Below are 23315 nucleotides of genomic sequence, written 5' to 3' on the forward strand. Positions count from 1 at the left end.
GACAGTTCCCCGGCGGAGGTACGCGGGCGGCCTGCGCCCAGCCGGCATGGTCGCCATGACCAGTAATCAAGGGGATGCTTTGCGCCGTGCTCATTGAAACGACTGCGTCGTTCCGTTTCGGCCCCCGTCCTCCCGCTCCAAGACAACGGTCACAAAAGTGCGGGCAACCGGAAGGTCACCAGCCCGCGGCGTGACTCCGTCGTGACGGGTCGCGTGACAGCTCCGGACAGTCGTCGACCACGCTGACCGGGCCGTGTGCCTGCAACTGCCCCGCGCTCCGCGCTCCGCATCGAATAGAGTGCTGGAATGGACTCCGCTGAGACAGCTGCTCCCGATGACGTTACCTCCGAACTGGACCGCCCTCCCCTAGGCACCCTCGCGGGAGTTCTGCACCGTGCACTTACCCATCACGTCGCCCAGCGAATCGAGGATATCGGGGGATCGGTCACCCGTCCCGCGCACCTCTATGTGCTGCGGGCGCTGAGCCCCGACAGTGCCAGTGTGACCGAGCTCGCGGAGCGGTGCGATGCCTCGAAGCAAGCGATCAGCCAGGTTCTCGACGTGCTCGATCGCCTGAACCTGACCCGGCGCGTGCGAGACCCCCAAGACGGCCGGGGCAAGCTGGTGGAGCTGACACCGGAGGGGCGGGAGGCGCTGGCGGTGGCCGTGCGGGCGTGGGGTGACGTCGAGCGCGAGTGGGCCGACCTGATCGGCGGCCAGTCCGAGATGCAACGTGTGCGGGAGGCAATGCTGTCGTTCGTGGAACGTCACGGCGACTACCGGCGCGGCGACCGACACCCCCGGATCCGCCCCATCTGGTAGCCGCGTTCCAGCCGGCCCCGGGCCGGAGGAAGTCGATGGTGTCGTTCAGATACATCTACCCGATCCGCGTCAGAAAACCGTGGTCGCGGTTCCCCCGCCGTCAACGTTCAGTGTCTGGCCGGTGATGTACCGTGCGTCGGTGGAGACCAGATAGGCGATGGTCCGCAGGCAGATCTCCCTGTTGTGCCCGTCCTTCACCGCGTTAGATACACGGCAGGAGATTGAGATGCATAAGGCACGCCGTGAGTCCACCGTCTAAGGGAACCCTGTTCCGGTTAGCCTTGGGCCACCCTTTAGCCAGCTAGGGAATGATTCGACCTAGGAAAAGAGGACCCAGGCAGATGCCACATGAAGGGATCGTGCGACGTTCCTACCACGCTTCAAGTGGCGGCCGCCGAGGAGTTGAAGGCTGTAGCGAACGCGACCGGCGAAGACCGGGGTGGCCTCATTGGACGCGCTGTCCATAACTACCTGCAAACCATGACCTTGACACAATCACTGGTCGAGAGGTTTGGGAATGCCTATCGCCGAGGCCCGTTAAAGACTGAAGGCCCGCACTAGGCGGGCCTTCAAGGAGTATGCGGTTCAGACCCAGTTCTCGGCAGGACAGATCTAAACCTTATATAACACCCACCCGGGGATGGTTCTTTCGCCCCCCCCAAAGGAAGCGGACTGCCTCTATCGTACCGAAGGGGTCAACGCCTGCTCTCCAGGGTTTCTGTTGTCACGTCACACCGGAACAGGCAGACGTGGTGGTCACAAGATGCTATTCACTCCCCCGGGCAAGGCATATGACGTGCTGCGCCGCCGCAACGCCCGGGAGGCCTGGCCCTACTACAGACCTCCCGCCTTCGCCATGGTGTAACGGCCGCGCCTAGGGGTGTGGTGTCCACCGTGTTGCTCGAGATGATCACGGTGTCGCCTACGCACGGTGTTGACCATAGTGGCGACGGCCCCAGATCGTCGATCGAGGCCTGGTACGCGGACGTGGTGCCGCCGCTCGCCGAATCTCCTTGACGACTTGATCGGCGGCGTCGCGATCGCGGCAGTAATGACCGCGACCGCGGCGCCGTCAGCAGCCAACCGCAACGAGACGGCAAGGCCGACGCCGCGGATCCCCCGGTGACAGGGCGACGCGGCCCTTCAGGATTTGTTCTCGTTTTGGCTCCACTCGGTGGGGTTCAATGATCGAGCTATTCTTCGCCGTAAAGCGGCTCGGGAAGCCGGCGCGAGTAGCGCGTCAGCTCCGTCGACCAGGGTTAGCGGCCGGCAACAGCTGGCGCTTCGACCATCGCCGACTCGTCGTCCTTGCCGCCGGACGCGTGGAGGGCAGCGCGGTAGGCCGAGACCAGCGCATAGGCGACGTTGTGCCCCCCCGACCAGGCCGCCTCGCCCCACGGGCCGGCCACGCAGGTGCCGACGCCGTACAGTCCTTTGACCACGGTTCCGTCAGCACGCACCACACGGCCATGCGGATCGGTGATCGCGCCACCGACTGTTTCGAACAGGCCCGGGCCGAGAATCGCGGCGTGATAAGGGCCCTCGGCCGACAAGGCGCGCATCGTCGGATTCACGCCGGAGCCCTGCGCGAAGAAGCCACCGAGGGCGAGCTGGGCTGGCGTCGAGCCACGACCGAAGTCCTCGTCGATCCCGGACGCGGCGAATCCGGCGTAACGAGTCAGGGTGGTCTGCAGTGAGGCGCCGAAGTCGCTGTCAAGCTCGCTACCGCCCAGTGCCCGCGGCAGCGCCACGAGTCGCTTCGCGATCTCGGTCTCGAGGTCCTCCAGCGTGTCGGCAGTGATCACCCAGTATGGGTCTGCTCCGGCAGCCGGGACCGGGTTGCCCAGCGCATCGGCGCCGTATCGGTTGTGGACATCCTCGTCCCAGATGGCGATCAGCGGGAGGTTGGGGTATGTGGACTTGCTTTCGCTCCCCTCGAAGAACGCCCGGCCGAGGTCGTGATACGAGGCGGTCTCGCTGCACACCCTGTTGCCGTACCGGTTGACCACAATCAGGGCATCTCCCGGAAGAACGAAGCTTCCGCGGAAGTCGTCGCCTTCGCGTTCAATGCGCTCGACCAGAATGGGGGTCTGCATCGCTAGGTTCATACTGGCGAAGTCCGCGCCGACGCTGCGGGTGAGGTCCAGGAAATCACCGGTGTTGGTCGGAGCAGCGCACGTCCCGATGTAGGGGCGGTCGAGGTAACGTTGGCGAAGCTCGGCGTTCTGCGCGAAGCTGCCGGTCGCTCCGATGACACCACGCCTGGCCTGCACTCGGAGTCCGTCATGATGTCCGCCGAGAACGGCGCCTACCACCGAGCCCTCATCATCGGTCACGAGATCTGCGAGCTTGGTGTCGAAGCGGATCTCGATGTTCGCTCGCTGTGTGGCCTCGTGGAGTTCCTGGACCAGAACCAGGCCGCCGATCGGACTGAGATTACCGTTGGTGGGGAACAGCGTCCGCCCGACCGGGGATTCGTCTTCCTCGAGATGTCCGTAGAAGTCGGGGAACTCCGCCGCGTGCGATACGTCGATCGCTCCGAGCGAGACCAGGGTGCTGACCGCGTCCGCAGCATTGTCGTAATGGGCCGCGAGTCCGTCAAACTCCCATTGCGGCAGGCCCAATGTTTCATGCGTCGGATCGTAGAGAGACGGCCTGCTGAGCCGAGCCATGTAGCGCAGGGCAGCGTCGCGGGGATCAGCGATGCCTAGCTCCTGCATGAAGTGGTTGTTCGGCACCCACATGAAGCCGAACGACTTCTTTGTGGTGCCGCCGACCTGGGGGGCCTTCTCGACGATCAGGACCTTCGCGCCGCGCGACGCTGCGATCACCGCTGCCGCAAGGCCACCGGCTCCGGTGCCCGCGACGACTACGTCGTAGATTTCGTCCCACTTTTCGGGTACTGACTGCATAACCTGTCTCCTCTTTGATGACGGGTGTCATGTCGTTTGTCTGTTGGTACTTACTGGGTGTGGTCCAATGTGCGGACCGGTGGTGGTTCAGCTCGATGGGTTCGAACGGCTCGTGTCGACGTACACCCGCCAGCCGGTCATCAGCCCTTCGCCGTCATAGGCGGAGATGGAGCAGCCCCGCACTGCGACAGGGGTCCCGCCTTGCTGGTATCGCGGCAAGTCACGATTCTGTCTGCTGCGCTCGTCGTGACGGACGTCACGCCGCCAGTAGCGATACTGTCCTATGAATGGGAAGAAGTCAACAGGCTTGACGTTTTTCCTGATGCACGGTCTGATGAAATCGAGGCCGATGCCGTGAATCTCCCACTACCTCCGGCCATTCCCGCCGCTCGGTGACCCCGATAGGCGGTGGCCCAGGAGCCTTGGAGCTTGGGGGCGTTTGATCGCCCTAAGGATAGGCTGTCAACGGGCTAAACGAAAGAGCATGCATCAGTGCGCCCGACTGGAATGGATCGTCCGTGCCGCGGAACTGCCTCGTGCCGGCAATGCGAGGCTGTCCCTGGTACCAGGGGAGAAATCTCAGACCGGTATAGGCTCCATCGTCTTGTGTACAGAGAACGCGACGCGGCCATCAACAAAGCCGGTTCCATCTGGAGACGACACATCTTCCTGCGGCCGCAACTGACGATATTCAGACGGTTCTGGCTTTCTCGCACTCCTTACGCATCACCGCACGGTTAGACCGCGTCGATTACTCGCTGGGTCAAGAAAAGTGAGCAACCTGGAGTAACTCATGGCAAGTTCGGCGCTGCATGCTCTCGAACCATCCTCTGGAGAATTCCACTGAGCGCCTCCTGCCCCGTCGGCCCGGGAGGAACCATCGTCAGGCGAGGGAAGTCCGCCACCAGCACTGGCAAAGCCCAGCGCCGCCCTTCCGCGACAACCACCACTTCGACTTCCACCGAAGGCTCCAACTCCATCAACTGCCCCAGCATGACCGTAAGGGACCAGATTTCCTCCGGGTTGTAATCCACGACGGCAACGAGCGCCCGCAATGCTGGGGGTGCCGGCACGTCGACGTACTCCAACCGCGCCTCTTGTGTCACTGCCCGGAGCCATTCGCGAGCGGCAAAAGTGTCGCGGTGGTTGATACGTTCAAACGCCGATGCCGTAGACCCTGCCCGGATTGCCCCATGCCAGAGATCGACGTTTTTCCCCACGTTCATCCAGACCATTGTGGGCGCTGGCGTATGAACTGGACATTTTTGCGGAATCACTCTGCGACGCTCCATGGGCGCCCGGCCCAAAAACGGAAGCCGGCGGTCGCGATAACGTTGCTGGATTCGAGTGTCAACATGTCGGTGATGTGGTTGACGATCTTCTCGACACTGTGGCTGAGGCCGCTGGTGTTGCCCCTTCTGCATGGGTGTGCCGTTGCCAAGCGTCGTTACCTGTAGGTTGGCCGGGATGTCGCCGAGTGTCGGCGGTGGTGATTGCAAAATTGGGGCTGTTCTTGTCCGAGTTCTTGCCCCAGGTGACCTGTGATGTTCCTAGTTGTTTTCGGCGGGCGCTGAGGTCGTTAGCTGCGTAGCCGAGCACGCCATCGATTGCGGTTTTTTCGGTCCCAGCCCAGACGCGTTCTCCGACGACGGCGGCGAGTTCGACTTCCCCATCGAAACCGCGGTCATTCGGCGGCGCCGGCACCGTAACAGCTTCCGTGATCAGTGATTGCTGCCAGCGCCCGAAAATCAGCGGGTTCGGAACGTCGAGTCGGCTGTGCTCCTTCCCTTCGCCGGCGTGGCTGTGGTAATTGATTCCTACGAAGAAGACTCGGGCGGAGTCCGAAACGGCCGGCACCGCTTCGATCTTGTCGAGTCGGAAGGTGTCACCGCACCTGCGCATGGTGGCATGCCAATCGGCGTAAAAGTCGGTTGCATAGCCTAGATCGCGGACGACCTCGACTTCGACGGCCCCGATGTGTCGGTGCCCGTTGTCAACAGATCCGATCAGTTGCATCTAATTGTTCTCTCTCGGTTAGGACCCTATATCAACGGCGTGCGGCGCTGTTCCTGCGGATAGGTATGTGGGCAGTTCACCCGAACGCTGTTAGCACATCATCAGTCAACGCGGGCCACGCGGAGATCGCCCACGACCCGAAGGGCCGGTCGGTCAGACATGCGCAGGCCAGTCCAGCATCAGGATCGACCCATAAGAACGAGCCTGACTGGCCGAAATGACCGAAGGTGCGCGGCGAGTTCTGTTTACCAGTCCAATGCGGCGTCTTGCTTCCCCGAATTTCGAAACCCAGCCCCCATTCGTTGTGCTCCTGCAATCCGAAGCCCGGAAGCACTCCGCTGATTCCCGGGAACGCGACATCGGTGACTTGAGCCACCAGATGAGGAGCCAGGCTCCCCTGCGTCAGCAGGTGACGGCCGAGCAGTGCCAGGTCATGGATCGTGCCACTGGCGGCGTGGGCGGGCGACCCGTGCAACCGTGTGTCGTGCATCGCGAGCGGTTCGGTGATTCGGTCGGAGAGGACCTGCTGGAACGGGGTGTTCATACGGGACGCGACGAGGTCGGCGGCTACCTCGATGCCTCGGTTGGAGTAATTGCGGCGGCTGCCCGGTGCGCTGATCACATCGTCGGAATCGGGGGCCAGTCCGGAGGCGTGCGCTAGAAGGTGCCGGACCGTGGATCCGGTCGGTCCTGCGGGTTCATCGAGATCGATGAACCCGCTGTGGGCAGCGTCGACCACCGCCAGACTGGTGATCAGTTTGGTGACCGAGGACCAGGGGAATGGGCGGTTGGGTCCGATATGGCCGCGCAGCCCGTCGGCTCCCACGACGGCGACAGCGACATCGGAAGCGGGCCAGTCGAGGACCTGGCCAAGGGGATTCGTCACGTCAGGGGCCCTGCCGTGACGACGTTTCCGCTGCTCATCGCGTAGCGTGCACGTAGCGGCTGGCCGCCTCGAACATGCCCTCGGCCAAGGTCGGATGCGCGTGGACGGTGGCGGCCAGGTCGGACGGGGACGCCGCCATCTCGATAGCGAGAACACCCTCGGCGATGAGCTCGGAGACGTGCGGACCTGCCATGTGGACCCCGACGACAGCGTCGGCCTCGGTGTCGACGACCAGCTGGGTGAACCCGTTCCGGGCACCCATCGTCGCTGCCCGCCCGAGGGCGCTTAGCGGAATGGTCACGGCCCGGACGTTGAGTCCGGCCTCGCGGGCACCATCCTCGGTATACCCGGCGCTGGCGACCTCGGGGTCGGAGAAGACGACCAGGGGGATCGCCGCGGGGTCGAAAGCGACCTTCCTGCCGCAGAGCGCCTCCGCCGCAACGACGGCCTCCGCTGTCGCTTTGTGCGCAAGCATCGGGCCCTCGGTCACGTCGCCTATCGCGGCGATCCCTGTTCCCGGGATCACTCGGTCAGGCCCAACGGCAATACGACCGCCGCTGTCTGTTTTGATCCAGGCAGCCTCGAGTCCGAGGTCGTCGGTGTTTGGCCTCCGGCCTACCGCGATAAGAACCACGTCGGCGGGCAGGGCCAGCCGCGTGCCGGCGCGTTCGCAGACCGCGCCCTCGGCGTCGACGCCGGTCAGCAGTGCCGAAGTGTGGACGGTGACTCCGAGTTCAGTGAGCCGCGTCGCCACCGGGCGGGCGAACTGCAGCGGCATTTCCGGGAGGACGCGGTCCTGGAGTTCGACGATGGTGACCTCGGAGCCTAGTTTGGCGTAGGCCGTGGCCAGTTCGATGCCGATGTAACCTGCCCCCACCACCACGAGGCGTTTGGGCATGGTCTCGAGCGACAGAGCACCGGTAGAGTCGACGACCCGGGTCCCGTTGAGCGGGGCTACAGGTATCGCGACGGGCCTTGACCCGGTGGCGATGATCGCCTGCTTGAACTCGAGGAAGGTCGTCACGTCGTTAGTCTGCTGGACCGCTACCCTGCTGCGACTGGTGAACCTCGCAGCCCCGGAGAGCACTCGAACGCCGGCTTTCTTTAGGAGACCTGCGACCCCGTTTGCCAGCCCCTGCACAACCTCGGCCTTGTGATCTTGCCATACAGCGAGGTCAGGAAGCTCATCCGTCGCATGAGGTAAGAGGCGCTGGACTGTCCTGTGCGCGTCTGCGGTCTCAATCAGGGTCTTCGACGGAATACATCCGACGTTGAGGCAGACCCCTCCAATAAATTCCTTTTCGACGAGTACAACCTCGCGGCCGAGTTCGGCGGCGCGGAGCGCTGCCGTGTACCCCCCGGGACCGCCGCCGATAACCAGGAGGTCGACAGGTTCGGCAGATTCACCCATGACCATGAATGGCTCCTAGCATTAGAAGTTGTGGCTGTTCGAGGCGGCGGCGGATCGCGGCGCCAAACTGAGCGTTGACCGCCCCATCGATCAACCGGTGGTCCACCGTGTGCGAAAGGGCAACCATGGTCCGCACGGCGAGTGCTCCGTCGACGACGGCGGGGCGGGGTGCGACGCTGCCGAAACCGACGATGCCGATCTCGGGCACATTGACCATGGGCGTCCCATGCCAACCCCCAACCGCGCCGTAGTTAGTGATTGTGAAAGTGCTTCCGGCAAGCTCAGACGGAGTTGCGCTGCGGTCCCTCGCGGCCGCACTGACCCGTCCGATCTCGGAAGCCAGCTCCAGCAGAGACATCTGGTCGGCATTGCGCACAACAGGCACCAAAAGGCCGTGTTCGGTCGCGGTGGCGACGCCGAGATGCACCCGGTCATGCAACACGATCTCTTCGTGTTCAGAATCGAGAGATGCATTCAGGTCAGGGAACTGTCTCAGAGCCTGAATCGTCGCCAGTGCAAAGAAGGCGGTCCAGGTAAGTCGGACCCCTTCGGCTTCCGCTGCAGGCCGGAGCTCGCGGAGAACGTCCTGCAGATCAGTTACATCGATTTCGATGAGTCCGGTGACATGCGGGACTGTATGCAGAGTCTCGGTCATCCTCCTAGCGATCGCCCGACGCAAACCGCGCAGCGGAATGCGCCGAGTACCACCACCCGGGGTGGGCTCGGAGGCGGCGGGCACCGAGCCTTCTGCCTCGCCGCGTACGTCGATAGCATGCGGCGTGGTGCTCACCGGCCCACTGCTGCCGTTAGCCAAGATGGTCTCACCTTGCGCAGGTTCGACGCCTCCTGTGAAGGACTCCACGTCCCCTCGCAGAATCCTTCCACCCGGCCCGCTACCACTGACCTGGGTCAAGTCGACGTCCAGTTCCCGTGCGAGTTTTCGAACGACCGGTGCGGCAAGGGGGCGCCGTCCCATGCCAGCCTCTGTTGTTGCTGCCTCCCTTGCTTGCGGGGTCTGCGTCTCACCAATGGTGGGTGGGGCAGCCGCATCGGCAGATGCAGGCTCTGGAGGTGGTGCGATCTGCACCGAGGAGGTGTCGGCACTATCCAATACGAAGGTCGCGAGGACTTCGTCGAGTGTGATGATCTGACCGACGGGGGTGCCGTGCTTTTTGAGAATTCCTGTGACAGGGGCCGTGAGTTCGATGATCGCTTTGTCTGTCTGGACCTCGACGAGGCCTTGGTGCTCGGAGACCTGCTCGCCTTCGCCTACGAGCCAGGTCATGATCTCTGCCTCGGCGATGCCATCACCTAGTTCGGGAAGTTTGAACTCGAAGATACTCATGCGGACAACGCCTTTCGTGCGGCACCAAGTATGCGCGACTGTCCCGGAAGATAGAAGTCCTCGAGAGCCGCGGCGAATGGATACGGGGTGTCCGGGCCCGCTACCCGTTGGACCGGCGCTTCAAGCGAATAGAACACTTCCTCAGCAATGGTCGTGGCGACCTCGGCGGCAAAACCTGAGCTGAGTGGACCTTCCTGGATGATCACTGCCCGTCCGGTCTTGGCCACGGAAGTGGCAAGAGTATCCACATCGAGTGGTGTGATCGAACGAAGGTCGATGACCTCGGCGCTAATTCCTTCTGAGGCGAGCGTGTCAGCGGCACGTTCAGCTTGTGGGACCATGCCCGACCACGCAATTAAGGTGATGTCGTTGCCCTCGCGGGCAATTCGTGCCTTACCGAGTTCGACCGTGTAGTCCCCGTCGGGGACTTCGTCCTTGATCAGGCGATATCCGCGGAGGGGTTCTAGGAACAACACCGGGTCCTCGTCGCGGATGGATGCAAGCAGCATGCCTTTGGCGTCGTGTGCGGTGGCGGGCGCGACGACTTTGAGTCCGGGGACGTTCGCATACATGGATTCGTAAGCGTCGCTGTGGATCTCCAATGCACGTACCCCACCCCCGAAGGGGGCTCGGATGGTCACCGGAGCCGTCAGCTTGCCGCGGGATCGGTACCGGAGTCGGGCGAGTTGGTGGGCAACTTGGTGAAAGGCGAGGTGGCCGAATCCGAGAAACTGCAATTCAGCGACTGGAATGACTCCCGAGGCTGCCAGGCCGACCGACGCCCCGATGATCGAGGCCTCGGCGATCGGGGTATCGAAGACTCGATCCGGTCCGAACCGTTCGATGAGCCCTTCGGTCGCACGGTAGACCCCGCCCAACTTTCCGACGTCCTCGCCGAGCACCATGACACGGTCGTCGCGTTCCATCTCGGTCATCAATGCGGACCGTACCGCCTCGACCATCGTCAGCGTTGTCACTGGTCGAACTCCTTCTCGATCGTCTCTCGCTGGCGAATGGTCCGTGCCGGAGGATCGGCGTAGACGTGGTCGAACAGCATGGAGGGCGTGCGCACCTTTGCCCTCTCGTGGGCGACCTTGAACGCCTCGTCAATTTCGATGTAGGTGCTCTCGGTCAGTGCGGCATCGCGGTCGGCATCCCACAGCCCGAGGCTGGTCGCGTAAGTGCGCAGGCGCACCAAAGGATCCGTCCGCGCTATGGCGTCCGCTCCATCCTCGGTGCGGTAGCGACTCGGCGCGTCGGAAGTATTGTGTGCACCGACACGATAGGTCTGTGCCTCGATGAGGGTGGCGCCTTCTCCGTTGCGGGCCCGGGCAACGGCCTCGCGCATCACCGAATAGACGGCGAAGACATCGTTACCGTCAACGATGTAGCTCGGCATACCCCACCCGGCAGCCTTGGCTGCGATGCTGCTGGCGGCGGTCTGCCGCTCCCGAGGAGTGGAAATCGCCCAGCCGTTGTTCTGAACAAAGAAAACAACCGGAGCTTTGGTGACGCCGGCCAGGTTTCCGGCTTCGTAGAAGTCGCCCTCCGACGTCGCGCCGTCACCAATGTAGCCGACTACCACACCGGGACGCTGCTGCCTCTTGAATCCCCACGCCATCCCGACCGCGTGGGGCATTTGAGCGCCCAGCTCGATCTGCAGCGGCCACACGTTGACACCCTCGGGAAAGCCCCACCCGTCGGGGTGCCCGATGAACAAGGTCCAGTACTGCTCGAGCGGCATCCCTTGGCGCAGCAGCACGGGCAGTTCGCGGTAACTTTGTACAACCCAGTCGGTTTCGGCGTTCAGGGCCATCGCGGACCCGGCCGAGGCGCCCTCCTGCCCGCGGTTCTCGGAGAACGTGCCGATCCGGCCTTGCCGTTGGTAACTGACGCCGCGCTCGTCGATGAGGCGGGAGCGGATCATCAGAGACAGCACCTCTTGGACCTGGTCGTCGTCCATGGGGCATTCAGCTCCGGCAGCCAGAGTGCCGTCGGCCTGCAGGATCGGCGCGACGATGTTCTCGCCGTGACCACCAAACCGCTGCTTATCGGCCAGCGTGTCTGGCGGAGATTCGGTTTTAATTGTTTCCACGATTTCTCTAAGCTTTCTATCAGGTCCGGGGATGTGTCAGAGGCAGGGCTTGAGGAAATCCGGGTTGTCGATGCTGTCGTAGAACGAAAGCGCTTTGTCGAGGTTTGATTCCGTCCAACGCACAGGCTGGAACGCCGGGTGCAGTTCGCTGAAGCGACCGCCGGCGAACAGCTCATACCGAATACCGCACGGGTCTTTGAAGTGCACGGACATCGTGCGCCCGTACGACTGCCGTGTCGGGCCCCAGAGATCGATTTCGGCTCCCGCCTCGCGCATCCAGGTCACATCGCGCAGGATCGTGGCGTCGTCGTACTGCAGGAACGCGACATGGTGCAGTCGCGGCTCGCTGCCGGGGAATATTGCGAGGTCCTGACCGTAGTTGCTGCGGAAGAGCAGCGCTGACAATGTTTGCTCGCCGTCGTCGGTGGTGATGAGCTCGCTGACACCGAAATCGAGGACGACGGTGAGGAAGTTGACGACAGCCTCCGTGTCCGGGGTGGTGAATCCGACGTGGCCGAGGTTCATCGGCGCCGAGGTGGCGCGCAGTTGCTTGGGGACATTCCAATGTGGGGAGTTATAGCCCACGACGGGCCCTGTGACCAGGGCCTCGGAGTACAACCGGAGCTGCGGACCAGCCGGCACGGTGAAGGAAATGGACGCGCCCAGGTCGAGGAGCACTTTGTCTTGTCCCGCCCAGTCCACGGTGACGCCAGTCTGCTCAACCCTATCTGCCGCTTCATGGAGATCATCTTGCTCACGAACCTGGAGCCCGATTTCCACGAGGCCGGGAGTGCCACGCTCGAGCACATAGCTGAACGCGTACCCCTCGCGCCAGGTGCGCAGATAGCTCCGTTCGACACCATCGGGATCGATGCCTGTCCTGTGCTCGACGAGTCCGAGGTCGTCACGCGCGAAAGCGCGCGCTGCGTCGAGATCGTCGACGGCCAATCGGACGTATCCCAGTCGTAGGATTCCGCGATGCTTGAGTGTCATGTCAGCGTCCTTCTAGGTTGTCTCGCCCATGAAGGCCATGTCGAGTTCGTTTTCGAAATAGAAGGCACCGCGGGTGAATGTCTCCATGTTCCATGAGACTTCGGGTACCTTGCCTGGCGCACCGATGGCGACGTACGGGTCGGCGAAGAGCTCGTTGCGGTGCCCCGATGGGTCGTGGAAGTACACGGTGTTGACGCCGCCGATGCCGTGCCGGGTCAGTCCGTAGTCGACGGTGGGCACCTGGCGGTGCCGGAGCAGGTCGACACCGTCTATGAGCGAGCCCTGGCTCGTCGCGGCGAACGCGGCGTGGTGAAACGCCCCCGGCGCTCCGGGGGTGATGGCGATGTCGTGGAGCGTGCCGCCGCAGGTCATCCAGGCGCCCAGGGGTTTGTCGTCAGGCCCGTAGAGGATTTCGGAGGACTGGAAGTCGAGTACTTCGGTCAGGAACTTGTGCACGTCCGCGGTATCCGGGGCGCCGAGCGCGATGTGGTCCAGGCGCATTGCCCGCATTGACCCGATGGTGAGGTCGGAGGCGACCGGGTCGGGATTCACCATTCCTTCGAGCCACCCGATGTGCTCGGCTTCGTGATACGCACGAATCGTGTGGCCCGAGGGCAGCCCGAATTCCACTGCCTGTCCGATTCCGATCTGTTCACCGGTCGCTACGCGTCGAATCGTCGCGCCGGCGTGCGCAGCAGCATTCTCAAGCTCGGCTAGATCGTCGATTGCACTCATCTTGAGCCCGATGGTCTCGAGGCCTGCCGAATTGGACTGCTGCAGCGAAAGACAGTAACTGTCCTGATCGCCGGGGGCCCGCAGATAAGCCGATGTCTTGTCTCGTCTGGTTAATACGAGTCCGATCACCTGTGTGTAGTGGCGGACCGATTCTTCCAGGTCTGTAACGGTTAGGACTACGTGCCCGATTTTGATGGCAGCCATGTGACTGCCTCCTTTCAATCTGTTTTGGTTTGGCTAGCAGGAGTTTTGAGCGCCTCACTCATCCGATTGACCGGTCGTCGCATCCAGCGGTGAACGGGACGGAGCACGACATCCTCCAGCGGATGAGCGCGGCACATGAGGACGAATCCTGGGTGCCCAGGTTCCGGCGCTTCCAGTTTGGCCTGCGATACGCCGCCCTGATGCTCGACACTGCCCTCGACGACAACTGCTCGACAGGCACCACAGCCGCCTCCGCCGCACACCACCCGCGGGCGGCACCCGACTCCTGTGGCAGCCGTAGGAATATCTTGGCCAGGCTCGCAGGGGAAGCTAACCGATTCTCCGTCGGCGCACTCCAGCGTCACAGTCACGGGTTCAGAAGATCGACGCATCGGGACCCCCTCCATCGATGTATAACGTCTGCCCGGTCAGGTAACTCGCGTCAGCAGACACCAGATAGGCCACTGCACCTGCAACATCCTCCGGGCGGCAGACCCGCCCGAACGGTGCGCTTGCATCTAGATCGTCGATGGAGTTGTCCGTGGACGCCTTGACCAAGCGGCGGCCCATGTCAGTGGCGACAAGTCCTGGAGCCACGATGTTCGCGTGGACACCGTTGGCCCGTTCCTCGCGGGCAATAGTGCGCACGCACGTTTCCATCGCAGCCTTTGCCATCGTGTAGGGGGCGGCGTTGGCAGGCGCGGATGCCGCGGTGTTGCTCGAGACCATGACAATGTCACCGCGCGAACCCGCTCTGAGGTCCGGAAGCACGGCGCGAATGAGGCCGATCGGACCGAAGGCGTGCACCTGCATCTGTGAGGCGTACTCAGCAGGATCGGTATCCGCCACGGTGGATCCTCTGCTGGCAGTCCCCGCGTTGCTTACTACGATCGACACCGGGCCGAGATCCGAGCGAACGGCGTCGACCATAGCTTCCACCGCAGCGAGATCGCCAATCGATGCCTGGTAAGCCACCGCCGAGCCGCCGGCCGCGTGGATCTCCTTCACAACTTGCTGAGCCGCGGATTCGTCCTTGCGATAATTGACTGCAACTGCAGCACCCTGGGCCGCCAGGCGCAAGGCGATCGCCCGACCGACGCCCCGGGAACTTCCCGTGACAAGCGCGGTGCGGCCCTCCAATGTACTGCTCATACCGACTCCTTCGTCGTTGGTTCTCGTCACAATGAAGTGGCGCCCGATGTCCTCGGCCTCCGGCGAGGACGTACCGCGCCGGGGCCCTCAGGCCGAGATCGTCAAGCAACAGAACCATCCTCTGACATTGTGAGGGCCATCACCATAGGCCTGCAGCCAAGATTGACAGCGCGGATAGGGCTGCGACCCAAAACCGACGCCGACCCATGATTCATCAAGGCGCGCGGATGACATTTTGGCCTCAGGTCCGGCAGTGACGCCGCCCACAAGCACCCCTTCTGGGCTTCGGCTGCCCGGCAGAGGGCGACTGCATTGATCAGAATTCCACTGCTACTCCGGATGCCGGACACTTACGAATGAATCGACCGTACCGGGACAGAATTTCATAAATGGCACTCTTGACCGACGAACAGATAAACGGCGCTGCCGCAATGGAATCGCCTCCAACGTGAAGCATGGAATATTCGCGCTTTCGGTTCCATTTGTCGTTTGTTTGAGCCGGTGGGCAGGCCGGGCGGTCGCGGCACTCAGGGAATGTCCCGGAAGAGCATCACGGCCGTGCTGGAAGCTGCCGACGCGGCCGGTGTGGCGTGGGGTGATATCGCCGACAGCACGGACCGCGAGGCTGAAGCTGTTGCATGGCGAGTACGCCGATTCATGTGCCGCTGCCGGGGAGCCGATGATGGTTATGACCGGTTCTGCAGGAGGCGGCGCTGCCCCGGACGTGTCCGAGCGCGCAAGGATTAGGCCAGCGTGGAAAACACGGTCGCCCACGTGGCTACCTGGATCATTGCCGGGCTTCGCCAACGTGAATTCACCTCGTTGCCGGAGCTCCGGGCCGCCAACATCGAGCGGGTGGCGGCGTATAATATGGAGCCGTTCCAGAAGCGTGCCGGGGTCCAGGGCCAGCGTGGTCGCGGCCCAGGAGCAGCTGTTGCTGACGGGGTTTGCCGGTGGCGGCCTACGGGATCAGCAAGTGGCATACGGGCGCCGAGTGGGCCGGAACGGGCACCTGGTCTGGGAGAGGAACTACTAGTGGGTGCCCTTTGCCAATGTCGGCACCACCGTGGATCTGCGGATCACCGATCGGGAGATGCAGGCCTACCGGGGCACCGAAAGGATCACCAGCCACCTGCTGCTGCTCGAAGGCGCGGCCAACGAGTACCGCACCAACGACGCCGACCTGCCTGCCGGCGGGAATGCCGGCAATGGGACCCGACTTCGACGGCCACGGACATCGGGAAGCGGCCGGGCTTTAGGAATTCGATTGCGTCTACACGAAACCGGACGCCATCGTGGCTCTATTGATCTGCCAACCAGTCGGCGATGACGAGGGCGGCTTCGAGTCGGATCACTGAACCTTCAGGTTCGACGTTGGCAAGCCGGAAGGCTTGTTGAACTCGGTACGTCACGGTATTGCGCGAGATGTGCTGTTCTTTGGCCACCTGGATGACACTTCTTTGATGCTTGAGGTAGCTACGCAGTGTGTCGCGCAGGACTGATGTCCGCTGGTCCTCTGCCGCCAATTCGCCCAGATGCAGCTGAGCGAAGGCGCGGGCGCGATCGATGTCCGACATCAGCAAGATCGCCAAATCGACATCTGCGTGTGTCGTAATTACTTGCTTAGGCGCCGGTCCGTTTCGCAATAGTTCTTCGACTGCTCGCGCTTGGCGGTGGCTTACTCGAAAGCCTTCGCGTCCCTCGCTCACTCTGCCCACCGCTATGTAATGCCCCGCTGCAATCTTGGGTGTCGCGGCATTGGTGGTTTTGCTCGGCAACGCTTTCCAACCCCAAGCGGCGTAAGCTCCAGTGGGGACGATCAACGTATCACCAGTCGCGCCGATCTCGGCAAAGTAGTCTTCGATCACCAAACGCAACGAATGCGAGCCCCACTCGGTGGGATTCTCCACCCAAGCGATCACCGCCAGATGCGCGGGAGCATCAATGCGGTATCCCAACCTGTGCCCGAGTTTCTCATCTATTCTGTCTGTGCCAGAGCAGACTTCACTGATCAGATCCACTCGGGCGGCGGACTCGGCTGTCACCTTGTCGTCTCGCTCCTGCATGTACTGTGCCGAGGCCATGCCCATGAACTGATCGATCTGCTGGAACAGCACCAGGGAAATCCGCTTGACTTCTTGGCGGTCATCGGGCTCGACCAATTCGTCGGCAGCATCGAGGATAAGTGCCGCCATGCGCGCGTACCCGATACGAATACCGTGCAACAGGTCGTCGTACGTAATGCTTCGTCGGGCAAAGTCGCGTGCGACCTCTGTGATCGTATTGCCCACCAGATCGATGGTCGGCTCGCTGCCCGAGACCAACAGCAATGTGCGCAGCACGCTGGACGTGGTCGCGCGCCGGAGCGTATAGAAGTGTGCCCCTTCCCCATGCGCGGGAAGTACTCTTGTGACCTCAAGTGCTACATCGTGACCCGCCTCCACCGCCCAGGACAACGGGCCTTCGCCCAAGGCATGACGGACGCGGTCACCATCGCTCCCCACCCACTCAAGCTCGGGTCCGTGGTCCCGCTGGCCGTGAAGCAGGCGCACCCAGCTAGCCACTCGTCACCACACGGGCCTCATGCGTGGTTGCTGGTCGCCGAGGTGGTAGTCGCCATATCTTGCCGCGAACGCGAACATCGCCTCGCGGACTCGATGCATTTCTTCTTGACCCCCCAATAGGTCGGCCCATTCTCGTTCGACCTCGCTCCAGGCCAGAACCGCCTCAGCGAGGGCGCGTTCGCCGCGCTTGGTCAGGACAACGATCTTGCTTCGGCCGTCTCGAGGATCAGGCTTGCGACTTACAAGCCGATCGCTCTCGAACGCATCCAAGACCTGACTGATGGCTTGCTTGGTAACTTCGCAGAGGTCGGCCAGCCTGGTGACAGACGCTTCTCCCGCGCCCAGCGCCCTGAGAACGTACAGGTGGGAGGGTCGAGACACCTCGCCGCCGGCCTCATCAATTTTTTGACTGACGCGATCGACCAGCGCTCGATTCAGAACGCCTGCCAAAGTGCCCAGCGGCGGGCGCTCCATGTCCGTTCGCCAATCACCAGTAGGCAGCTGGGCAAGCAAGCGAAACGACCCGCGCGACGGATTCTGTGTAATCATTCCTGAGAGGATACGCCCCGCCATGCAGACTGTCAAGTAACCTGACTATATCGAGTCTCACAGCACTCACGACGTGGAGATCCGGCGGGTGATCTGCACGACGAACGCGATCGAGTCGATCAATGCCCGCTACCGAAGGGCCGTGAGGGCGCGCGGGCACTTTCCAAACGAGGCCGCTGCCCTGAAATGCCTGTATTTGGTCACCAGGTCTCTTGATCCGACCGGCGGCGGTCGGGCACGCTGGGTAATGAGGTGGAAGCCTGCGCTGAACGCGTTCGCGATTACCTTCGCCGGACGGTTCGAAAGAACCATTCACTAATGAAAACCGGCCGGACCCACACACCGTTTATCGGACAGTCCCCAATCGACTAGTCATCTGGGGGTGGGGGTGAGCGGTTCCGAAGCGTGTTTTAGCCATGGCGTGATCGACACCAACCCAGAGGGTGTGCTTTCTGCCCATTCGAGCAGATCGGGTGTCAAGTAGGGAACGAAGATATTGATCTGGATGTCTCCGGTAGGACCGAGGCTCTCACCAGCAGCGTAAAAGCTAAAGGGGGAGCCGGCGAGTTCGTTGTGGGTGCGGCTGACTTGAGGTTTGGTATATGCGCTTGGTCGGACCAGCAGGGAGTGCTTGAAGAGAGGTTCTAGGATTTCCTGTGCTCGTACGGGATTAGTTGCCAGAACGTACGTGCAGATCGTGGGTAAGTTCTCAGCAGTTCTGACAGGGATGTCGGTGCGCCTGAGGATGGTGCCGTCATCAAAGAGTTCTTGTACCTGAACTTCAACACGTTCGTCCTGAGTCTCCGTGGTGAGTAACCAGCCGTTGGATGGTTCGTTCGCGTGGATCAGGCCCCGCAAGGATGTGCTTCGTTCCGCTGGACGCTCTGCTGTATCGGCGTGCTTGACCTGGAGCGCGGTCTTCCCCCACAGTCCACGGACGCTCAAGATCTCTCCGTGAGTGAATGGCGCCAGCGCATCCCTCGGATCGTCCAGCACAATGCTGGGGTAGTTCCTGTTAATGTCCGCCTCATGGGGGACACTGTGCGGCGGTAGAGCGAAGAGCGTGCGTCGAGGATCGCTCAGGTCCAGGTGCCCTACAGCTGTCACGTTGTCGTCTAGGTGCAAAGGGCGTTGAGTCATGGTCATCCTTGGTGCAGTGGTGATTGGCCGGGTGTCTGCAACAGTTGCTGCAAACACCCGGCCAATGTTGGCCTAGCAGCCGTCGGGAGCCAGGGCCGCTGTTTCGCGAGCGTTTTCCGTCGTCGCCGTGGTACCTACCCGGCAGCCGAAATCGTCGATGAACTCAAGGAATAGAGTCCACTTACCCGCCTGGGTGCCACGCTGACACAACCAGTCATTTACATCGGGTTGGGACTGGACTAACGACTTGCCTCTTGCTGCGCATGTTTCGTAGCTGTAAAACCAGTTGACTTCATAAGGCAGCCAACTGTTGGCATGCGCAGGAGCTGCCGCGACAAGGCCCCCAGTGAGTAAACAGACCGCTACACCAATGCTGGTCGCTATTTTTTCGTACAGACGTTTTCACGCTCATTTTTCCCCCTGGAAATGGTGTTCCGCTGACACGCCGAAGACTACGCAGTATTCGGCTAAACGCAAGTCAAGCGACTCGTGGGTCCGTAGGCGATTGTGTGTTCATGAAGCGGGCTGTATCGGCGGGAATACGGCCTCAATGTGCCGTCAAGCCTGTGTCCCCTAACTGAGGAACTGGAACATCCTTGATGGGAACGACCGGATTGACATTCCCAGCCTCTGGCTGCTCGACTTGGGGCCAGCGTGACCGATCTGGATGCCAGGCAGCGTTCCGTGCCGGGCGAGGAAGTCCGCCAACTTGCGCAGACCCGGAACCTGGTCGTCGGACCACAGGCCGAGGTCTCCGTGCGTGATCCATCCCTCGCGCGTCACGACGGTTGCCTCGACGACGGCCATGCCAAAACCGCCGAGAGCAAAGCGCCCGAGCTGGACCAGGTGATAGTCCGTGGCCACTCCGTCATCGTCGGCCGAGTACTGGCACATCGGCGAAACTATGAGGCGATTGGGGATCTCGACTGAGCGCAACCTGAGGGTTGGAACAGCGGCGAGGTGCTGACGTCCGTGTCGTCGTTCGTCACAGGTTCGACCTTCCGTCGTTGATCGTCGGCATGCTCAGAGGGGGCGGAACGGATTGGAGCCGTCCCAGCCGTCCGCCGCCTCGGCCACCTTGCGATAGACCTCTTCGACCGCCCCGGCACACGCGTAGTGCTCGATGATGAAGCCGGTGGTGCTACGCGCGTCGTGGAACCGCACGCGCGTCTCGCCGAAGTTCATGCTCGCCAGCAGTGGTGCGCCAGCGGCGACAAGTCGCTCCTCCTCAGCCTCGGAGTCGGTCGAGAAGTAGGCGATGTGGCCGAACCCTGGCTTTGTGAGCGCCTCCGATGCCGCGGCCGGTTCCACGCGGTCCTGCCGGTTGAGCTCGATCATCACCGGGCCCCACTGCCCGACGGCCAGACCCTGCTCGAACACACCCGGCTCACCGTCGGGCCCACGAACGTCGGTCAGGGGAACCTCGTCCAGGTAGAAGAAGGGGCCAGCGCCCACGGTCTCGGCCCAGTGCACCGCGGCCCGCTCCATGTCCTCGACGACAAAGGCGACTTGGACGATCTTTTGACCATTGACCTGTTCGGGCGTCAGCAATGCCATGTCCGATTCCGTTCTGTCGAATTGTGCTGTGTGTGGCGACATCCCCTCGAAGACCAGGACCTCGAATCGATCGCGAGCTGCGATCGAGTCAGACGGGATGGGTGACGTACGTCACGCGCCTCGTCTCATACTGATCGAGAACCGCCGCCTTGTCAACCCCCTTGACGATCATGCATGACCGCAGTCACACTGACTCGATGACGACAGACGAACTCAGCCCGACGCTCTTCGACACCCACCGCCTGGAGGTTCGCGACGGGGTCACCCTCGCCTTCGTGCGCGAAGGACTGGGCGGCGTGCCCTTGCTCCTGCTGCACGGCTGGCCCGGCAGCAAGCGCTTGTTCTGGCACAACATCGCGCCTCTCGCCGAGATGGGGTTTGAGGTGATCGTGCCCGACCAGCGCGGGTTCGGCGACTCAGGTCCGGCCGAGGCAGGCAGGCTCGATCCGGTCGCCAGCTCGCGCGACATGGCAGCGCTCCTGCAGGGCCTCGGCCACGAGCAGGCGATCGTGTGCGCAGGCGATCAGGGCGGGGTCGTGGCGATGGACATGTCCTTGAGATTCCCTGAACTGGTCTCCCGCATGGTTCTCTACAACACGGCCGTGCCCGTCCTCCCCGACGTCTACGAGGCCGCGGGCCTGCCGGCCAACATGTTCGAGGAGATCGGCAAGGTCTCCGAGCACATGTCCCTGCACGGCCTCCAGGCCGACGAGCTGTGCGCCTCGCTGGACACCGAGGACGAGCGCCTAGATTACGTCGCGAGCTTTTTCACCGGTCACGTCTGGAAGGACGGGGACCCGGTGCGACAGCTCGCAGCGACGGACGGCTTCTCGCCGGAGCAGGCTGCGTTCCAGGCTGAGCCCTTCCGTGATCCCGCGGTCATGCGCGCCTCGCTCGGCATCTACGAGGCATTCCTCGGGGCCGGCGAGCCCTTCGAACCGCCGATGCTGGATCGACCGATCGAGGTCGAGACGATGATCCTCTACGGCATCGAGGACGAGATCATCGGCGACTACTGGCCCCAAGAGATGGCGCTTGCCTGTCGCCGGCCGGTCGGTCCGTTCCTCCTCCAGGGCGCTGGCCACTTCGTGCCGTGGGAGACCGCCGAGGTCTTCAACCACGCACTACGCGCCTTCTGCCGGGACCTCCTGCAGTCCTGACCGACGGTCGTCCATCACCCATCTTCCACACACCACTAGACGGTCCCGAACAGCGGACCAAAGGAGCGTTTTCATGCGTGCAGTCATCTACAAGGGCCCCCAAGACATCGTGCTCGAGGAGCGGCCGATGCCGACGATCGGCCCCAAGGACGTCCTCGTGAAGAACATGCGCACGGGCATCTGCGGCACCGACACCAGTGCCTACATGCGTGGCGGCGATGACCTCTCGATCTTCCCCGGCAATGAGATCGGGCACGAGTTCGTGTCCGAGGTCGTCGAGGTCGGCGCCGAGGTCGACGACGAACGGATCACACCCGGCCTGCGGGTCTGGGTGGAGCCACTGAAGTCGAAGCGTCTCGGCGAGGGCCGGCCCCGCCTTGAGATCTCCACCTCGGCCGGCGGGATGTCGCAGTACATCTCGATCCATGATGCTGCCATCGACTACAACCTCTTCCCGCTGCCCGATGCCGTCTCGTGGGACCAAGGCGTCATCGTCGAGCCGTTCTCCGTCGCCAACCACGGCGTCAACATCGCCCGGCCCAAGCCCGGGGAACGAGCCCTGATCTACGGCGCCGGTGCCATCGGACTCGGCGTTCTGGCCAACCTTCGCGCCAAGGGCATCGAGGACGTCGTCGTCTGCGACGTCGTCCAGAAGCGGTTGGACGTGGTCGCGAAGATGGGCGGGATCCCCGTCGACGCCAACGAGATCCAGCCGCTCGAGTTCGTGCTCGATCGTTTCGGCTCGGTCGAGGACATGCTCGCCAACCCCAAGCCGGACGTCGACATGTTCTTCGACGCCGCCGGCGCCCCGCACGCGCTGCAGGACTACATCCGTGGCGGCAAGCCGGACTCGCGCATGGTGGTCATCGCAGTTTCCGCCGCCACGAACACCGTCGAGATCCCGCAGTCGGCGTTCGTGATGTCAGAGCTGAACATTCTCGGCTCAATGGCCTTCACCCCGACCGACATCAAGGAGGTCATCGACTACATCGCCACGGGCACGTACGACCCGACCCCCGTCATCACGCACCACTTCGCCCAGGAAGACGCAGCCAAGGCACTCGAGACCGCCGCCAAGAACAAGGACCAGACCATCAAGGTCGTCGTCGACGTCCATCCGTGACTCTGGTCGTCTACCCAAGCCCAAGGTGACTGCCGCAGCAGACACAAGGATGTCTACAGACGACATCACCGACGACCACAGAGGGTCGTCGGTGATGTCGTGGACAGGACTCGGGCGCCAGGTCAGACCTCGAACGAAGGCACACCGATCATGCTGCCGCCCGACGTGAGGGTGCCGCGACGAAGCTCCTTCAGCGACTAGTAGTCCGGGTCATCGCAGAAGCTCCTGAACGCCTCTTCCGACGGAAACGTGAGGATCACGGCCGCCGGGCCCGGGGGTGTCCCCTCGATGGCCGCGGCGTCGGCTGCCGCAGCGACCTCACCTCCGTGTCTGGCAATGACCTCCATGGCTCCGGGGATGTAGTCCTGGCCGTAGCGGGCGGGATCCTCAAGCATGTGATTGACGATGGCGTAGTAGCTCACCGGCATACACCAGCACCGAGCCGATCACCGGCGCCGGACCTGAAGGCCGGCCCCGCCGCGACGGGAAGAGGTCCTCCATCATCGAATCCGGAAATAATCGTCCCCGATGCCTGGCCAGAAAAGCGAAGACGCTGCCCGAAGCCAATAAATCCCCGGCCAGCGCCTCCACATCCAAATACCCGCGTTGCGCGTCCTCGCGTCCCTGCATAAATCCAGTCTTAACCACCAG

Annotated in this window: 23 protein-coding genes and 2 pseudogenes; 5 read left to right on the top strand and 20 right to left on the bottom strand. The window is 62.8% G+C overall.

What is annotated here, in order from left to right; genetic code table 11:
• Positions 1 to 306 precede the first annotated feature (306 nt).
• Complete coding sequence (locus FBY31_RS22580) at positions 307 to 822, top strand: MarR family winged helix-turn-helix transcriptional regulator (protein WP_142046079.1); 516 nt, start codon at positions 307 to 309, stop codon at positions 820 to 822.
• 69 nt (positions 823 to 891) lie between these two features.
• On the opposite strand, the gene FBY31_RS23630 is transcribed toward FBY31_RS22580, so the two are convergent.
• From FBY31_RS23630 to FBY31_RS22640, 13 genes are all read right to left on the bottom strand, one after another.
• A complete protein-coding gene (locus FBY31_RS23630) occupies positions 892 to 1020 on the bottom strand; it encodes a hypothetical protein (RefSeq protein WP_268815666.1) in 129 nt (42 codons plus the stop codon).
• Between the two features lie 1061 nt (positions 1021 to 2081).
• On the bottom strand, positions 2082 to 3734 hold the full coding sequence (locus FBY31_RS22585; protein WP_142046081.1) for an FAD-dependent oxidoreductase: 1653 nt from the start codon (positions 3732 to 3734) through the stop codon (positions 2082 to 2084).
• A gap of 791 nt (positions 3735 to 4525) precedes the next feature.
• Complete coding sequence (locus FBY31_RS22590; protein ID WP_142046083.1) at positions 4526 to 4960, bottom strand: hypothetical protein; 435 nt, start codon at positions 4958 to 4960, stop codon at positions 4526 to 4528.
• A gap of 124 nt (positions 4961 to 5084) precedes the next feature.
• Positions 5085 to 5750, bottom strand: a complete 666-nt coding sequence (locus FBY31_RS22595) for a fumarylacetoacetate hydrolase family protein (protein WP_142046085.1) — start codon at positions 5748 to 5750, stop codon at positions 5085 to 5087.
• Positions 5751 to 5826: 76 nt separating this feature from the next.
• Positions 5827 to 6636, bottom strand: coding sequence for a serine hydrolase domain-containing protein (locus tag FBY31_RS22600; RefSeq protein WP_142046087.1), 810 nt, complete (start codon positions 6634 to 6636; stop codon positions 5827 to 5829).
• 34 nt (positions 6637 to 6670) lie between these two features.
• A complete protein-coding gene (lpdA, locus tag FBY31_RS22605) occupies positions 6671 to 8053 on the bottom strand; it encodes a dihydrolipoyl dehydrogenase (RefSeq protein WP_142046089.1) in 1383 nt (460 codons plus the stop codon).
• Positions 8040 to 9392 carry a dihydrolipoamide acetyltransferase family protein gene (locus FBY31_RS22610; RefSeq protein ID WP_142046091.1) on the bottom strand — a complete coding sequence of 451 codons (1353 nt, stop codon included), beginning with the start codon at positions 9390 to 9392 and terminating at the stop codon, positions 8040 to 8042. Before FBY31_RS22610 ends, lpdA begins: the two co-directional genes overlap by 14 nt.
• Complete coding sequence (locus tag FBY31_RS22615) at positions 9389 to 10369, bottom strand: alpha-ketoacid dehydrogenase subunit beta (protein WP_142046093.1); 981 nt, start codon at positions 10367 to 10369, stop codon at positions 9389 to 9391. Before FBY31_RS22615 ends, FBY31_RS22610 begins: the two co-directional genes overlap by 4 nt.
• The gene (locus FBY31_RS22620) at positions 10366 to 11487 is read right to left on the bottom strand and encodes a thiamine pyrophosphate-dependent enzyme (RefSeq protein WP_200833505.1); all 1122 of its coding nucleotides are present in this window, start codon (positions 11485 to 11487) and stop codon (positions 10366 to 10368) included. The genes FBY31_RS22615 and FBY31_RS22620 overlap by 4 nt, the downstream gene beginning before the upstream one ends.
• 36 nt (positions 11488 to 11523) lie before the next feature.
• The gene (locus tag FBY31_RS22625; RefSeq protein WP_142046095.1) at positions 11524 to 12480 is read right to left on the bottom strand and encodes a VOC family protein; all 957 of its coding nucleotides are present in this window, start codon (positions 12478 to 12480) and stop codon (positions 11524 to 11526) included.
• 12 nt (positions 12481 to 12492) lie between these two features.
• Positions 12493 to 13419, bottom strand: coding sequence for a VOC family protein (locus FBY31_RS22630; RefSeq protein ID WP_142046097.1), 927 nt, complete (start codon positions 13417 to 13419; stop codon positions 12493 to 12495).
• Between the two features lie 14 nt (positions 13420 to 13433).
• A complete protein-coding gene (locus FBY31_RS23905; RefSeq protein WP_142046099.1) occupies positions 13434 to 13826 on the bottom strand; it encodes a 2Fe-2S iron-sulfur cluster-binding protein in 393 nt (130 codons plus the stop codon).
• Positions 13795 to 14571, bottom strand: a complete 777-nt coding sequence (locus FBY31_RS22640) for an SDR family NAD(P)-dependent oxidoreductase (protein WP_142046101.1) — start codon at positions 14569 to 14571, stop codon at positions 13795 to 13797. The genes FBY31_RS23905 and FBY31_RS22640 overlap by 32 nt, the downstream gene beginning before the upstream one ends.
• Before the next feature lie 1039 nt (positions 14572 to 15610).
• On the opposite strand from FBY31_RS22640, the gene FBY31_RS22645 reads away from it, so the two are divergent.
• Complete coding sequence (locus FBY31_RS22645) at positions 15611 to 15901, top strand: hypothetical protein (protein WP_142046103.1); 291 nt, start codon at positions 15611 to 15613, stop codon at positions 15899 to 15901.
• Here the strand turns inward: FBY31_RS22645 and FBY31_RS22650 are convergent.
• Positions 15873 to 16913 carry a PucR family transcriptional regulator gene (locus tag FBY31_RS22650; protein WP_142046105.1) on the bottom strand — a complete coding sequence of 347 codons (1041 nt, stop codon included), beginning with the start codon at positions 16911 to 16913 and terminating at the stop codon, positions 15873 to 15875. The two genes, FBY31_RS22645 and FBY31_RS22650, sit on opposite strands and share 29 nt — an antisense overlap.
• A 225-nt stretch (positions 16914 to 17138) precedes the next feature.
• Positions 17139 to 17684 carry a MarR family winged helix-turn-helix transcriptional regulator gene (locus FBY31_RS22655; protein WP_160142524.1) on the bottom strand — a complete coding sequence of 182 codons (546 nt, stop codon included), beginning with the start codon at positions 17682 to 17684 and terminating at the stop codon, positions 17139 to 17141.
• 67 nt (positions 17685 to 17751) lie between these two features.
• Here FBY31_RS22655 and FBY31_RS22660 point away from each other — a divergent pair.
• Positions 17752 to 18003, top strand: a pseudogene (locus tag FBY31_RS22660) (transposase); the annotation flags it as partial.
• Positions 18004 to 18056: 53 nt separating this feature from the next.
• Here FBY31_RS22660 and FBY31_RS22665 read toward each other — a convergent pair.
• The 3 genes from FBY31_RS22665 to FBY31_RS22675 all read right to left on the bottom strand — a co-directional run bounded on the left by FBY31_RS22665 (position 18057) and on the right by FBY31_RS22675 (position 20381).
• Positions 18057 to 18824 carry a hypothetical protein gene (locus FBY31_RS22665; protein WP_142046109.1) on the bottom strand — a complete coding sequence of 256 codons (768 nt, stop codon included), beginning with the start codon at positions 18822 to 18824 and terminating at the stop codon, positions 18057 to 18059.
• A gap of 573 nt (positions 18825 to 19397) precedes the next feature.
• Positions 19398 to 19760 carry an oxidoreductase gene (locus tag FBY31_RS22670; RefSeq protein WP_200833506.1) on the bottom strand — a complete coding sequence of 121 codons (363 nt, stop codon included), beginning with the start codon at positions 19758 to 19760 and terminating at the stop codon, positions 19398 to 19400.
• An 87-nt stretch (positions 19761 to 19847) separates the two neighbouring features.
• Complete coding sequence (locus FBY31_RS22675; RefSeq protein ID WP_160142525.1) at positions 19848 to 20381, bottom strand: VOC family protein; 534 nt, start codon at positions 20379 to 20381, stop codon at positions 19848 to 19850.
• A 197-nt stretch (positions 20382 to 20578) separates the two neighbouring features.
• On the opposite strand from FBY31_RS22675, the gene FBY31_RS22680 reads away from it, so the two are divergent.
• Complete coding sequence (locus FBY31_RS22680; protein ID WP_160142526.1) at positions 20579 to 21541, top strand: alpha/beta fold hydrolase; 963 nt, start codon at positions 20579 to 20581, stop codon at positions 21539 to 21541.
• Between the two features lie 73 nt (positions 21542 to 21614).
• Positions 21615 to 22664, top strand: a complete 1050-nt coding sequence (locus FBY31_RS22685; RefSeq protein ID WP_142046117.1) for a zinc-dependent alcohol dehydrogenase — start codon at positions 21615 to 21617, stop codon at positions 22662 to 22664.
• 197 nt (positions 22665 to 22861) lie between these two features.
• Here FBY31_RS22685 and FBY31_RS22690 read toward each other — a convergent pair whose 3' ends face one another.
• Positions 22862 to 23059: a DUF1330 domain-containing protein gene (locus FBY31_RS22690; RefSeq protein WP_160142527.1), complete on the bottom strand. Its 198-nt coding sequence runs from the start codon at positions 23057 to 23059 to the stop codon at positions 22862 to 22864.
• Between the two features lie 37 nt (positions 23060 to 23096).
• Positions 23097 to 23294 (bottom strand): annotated as a pseudogene (locus FBY31_RS22695) (IS5/IS1182 family transposase); the annotation flags it as partial.
• Positions 23295 to 23315 lie beyond the last annotated feature (21 nt).

It is taken from the genome of Arthrobacter sp. SLBN-100, assembly GCF_006715305.1.
In the GTDB taxonomy this organism is placed as follows: Bacteria; Actinomycetota; Actinomycetes; order Actinomycetales; family Micrococcaceae; genus Arthrobacter.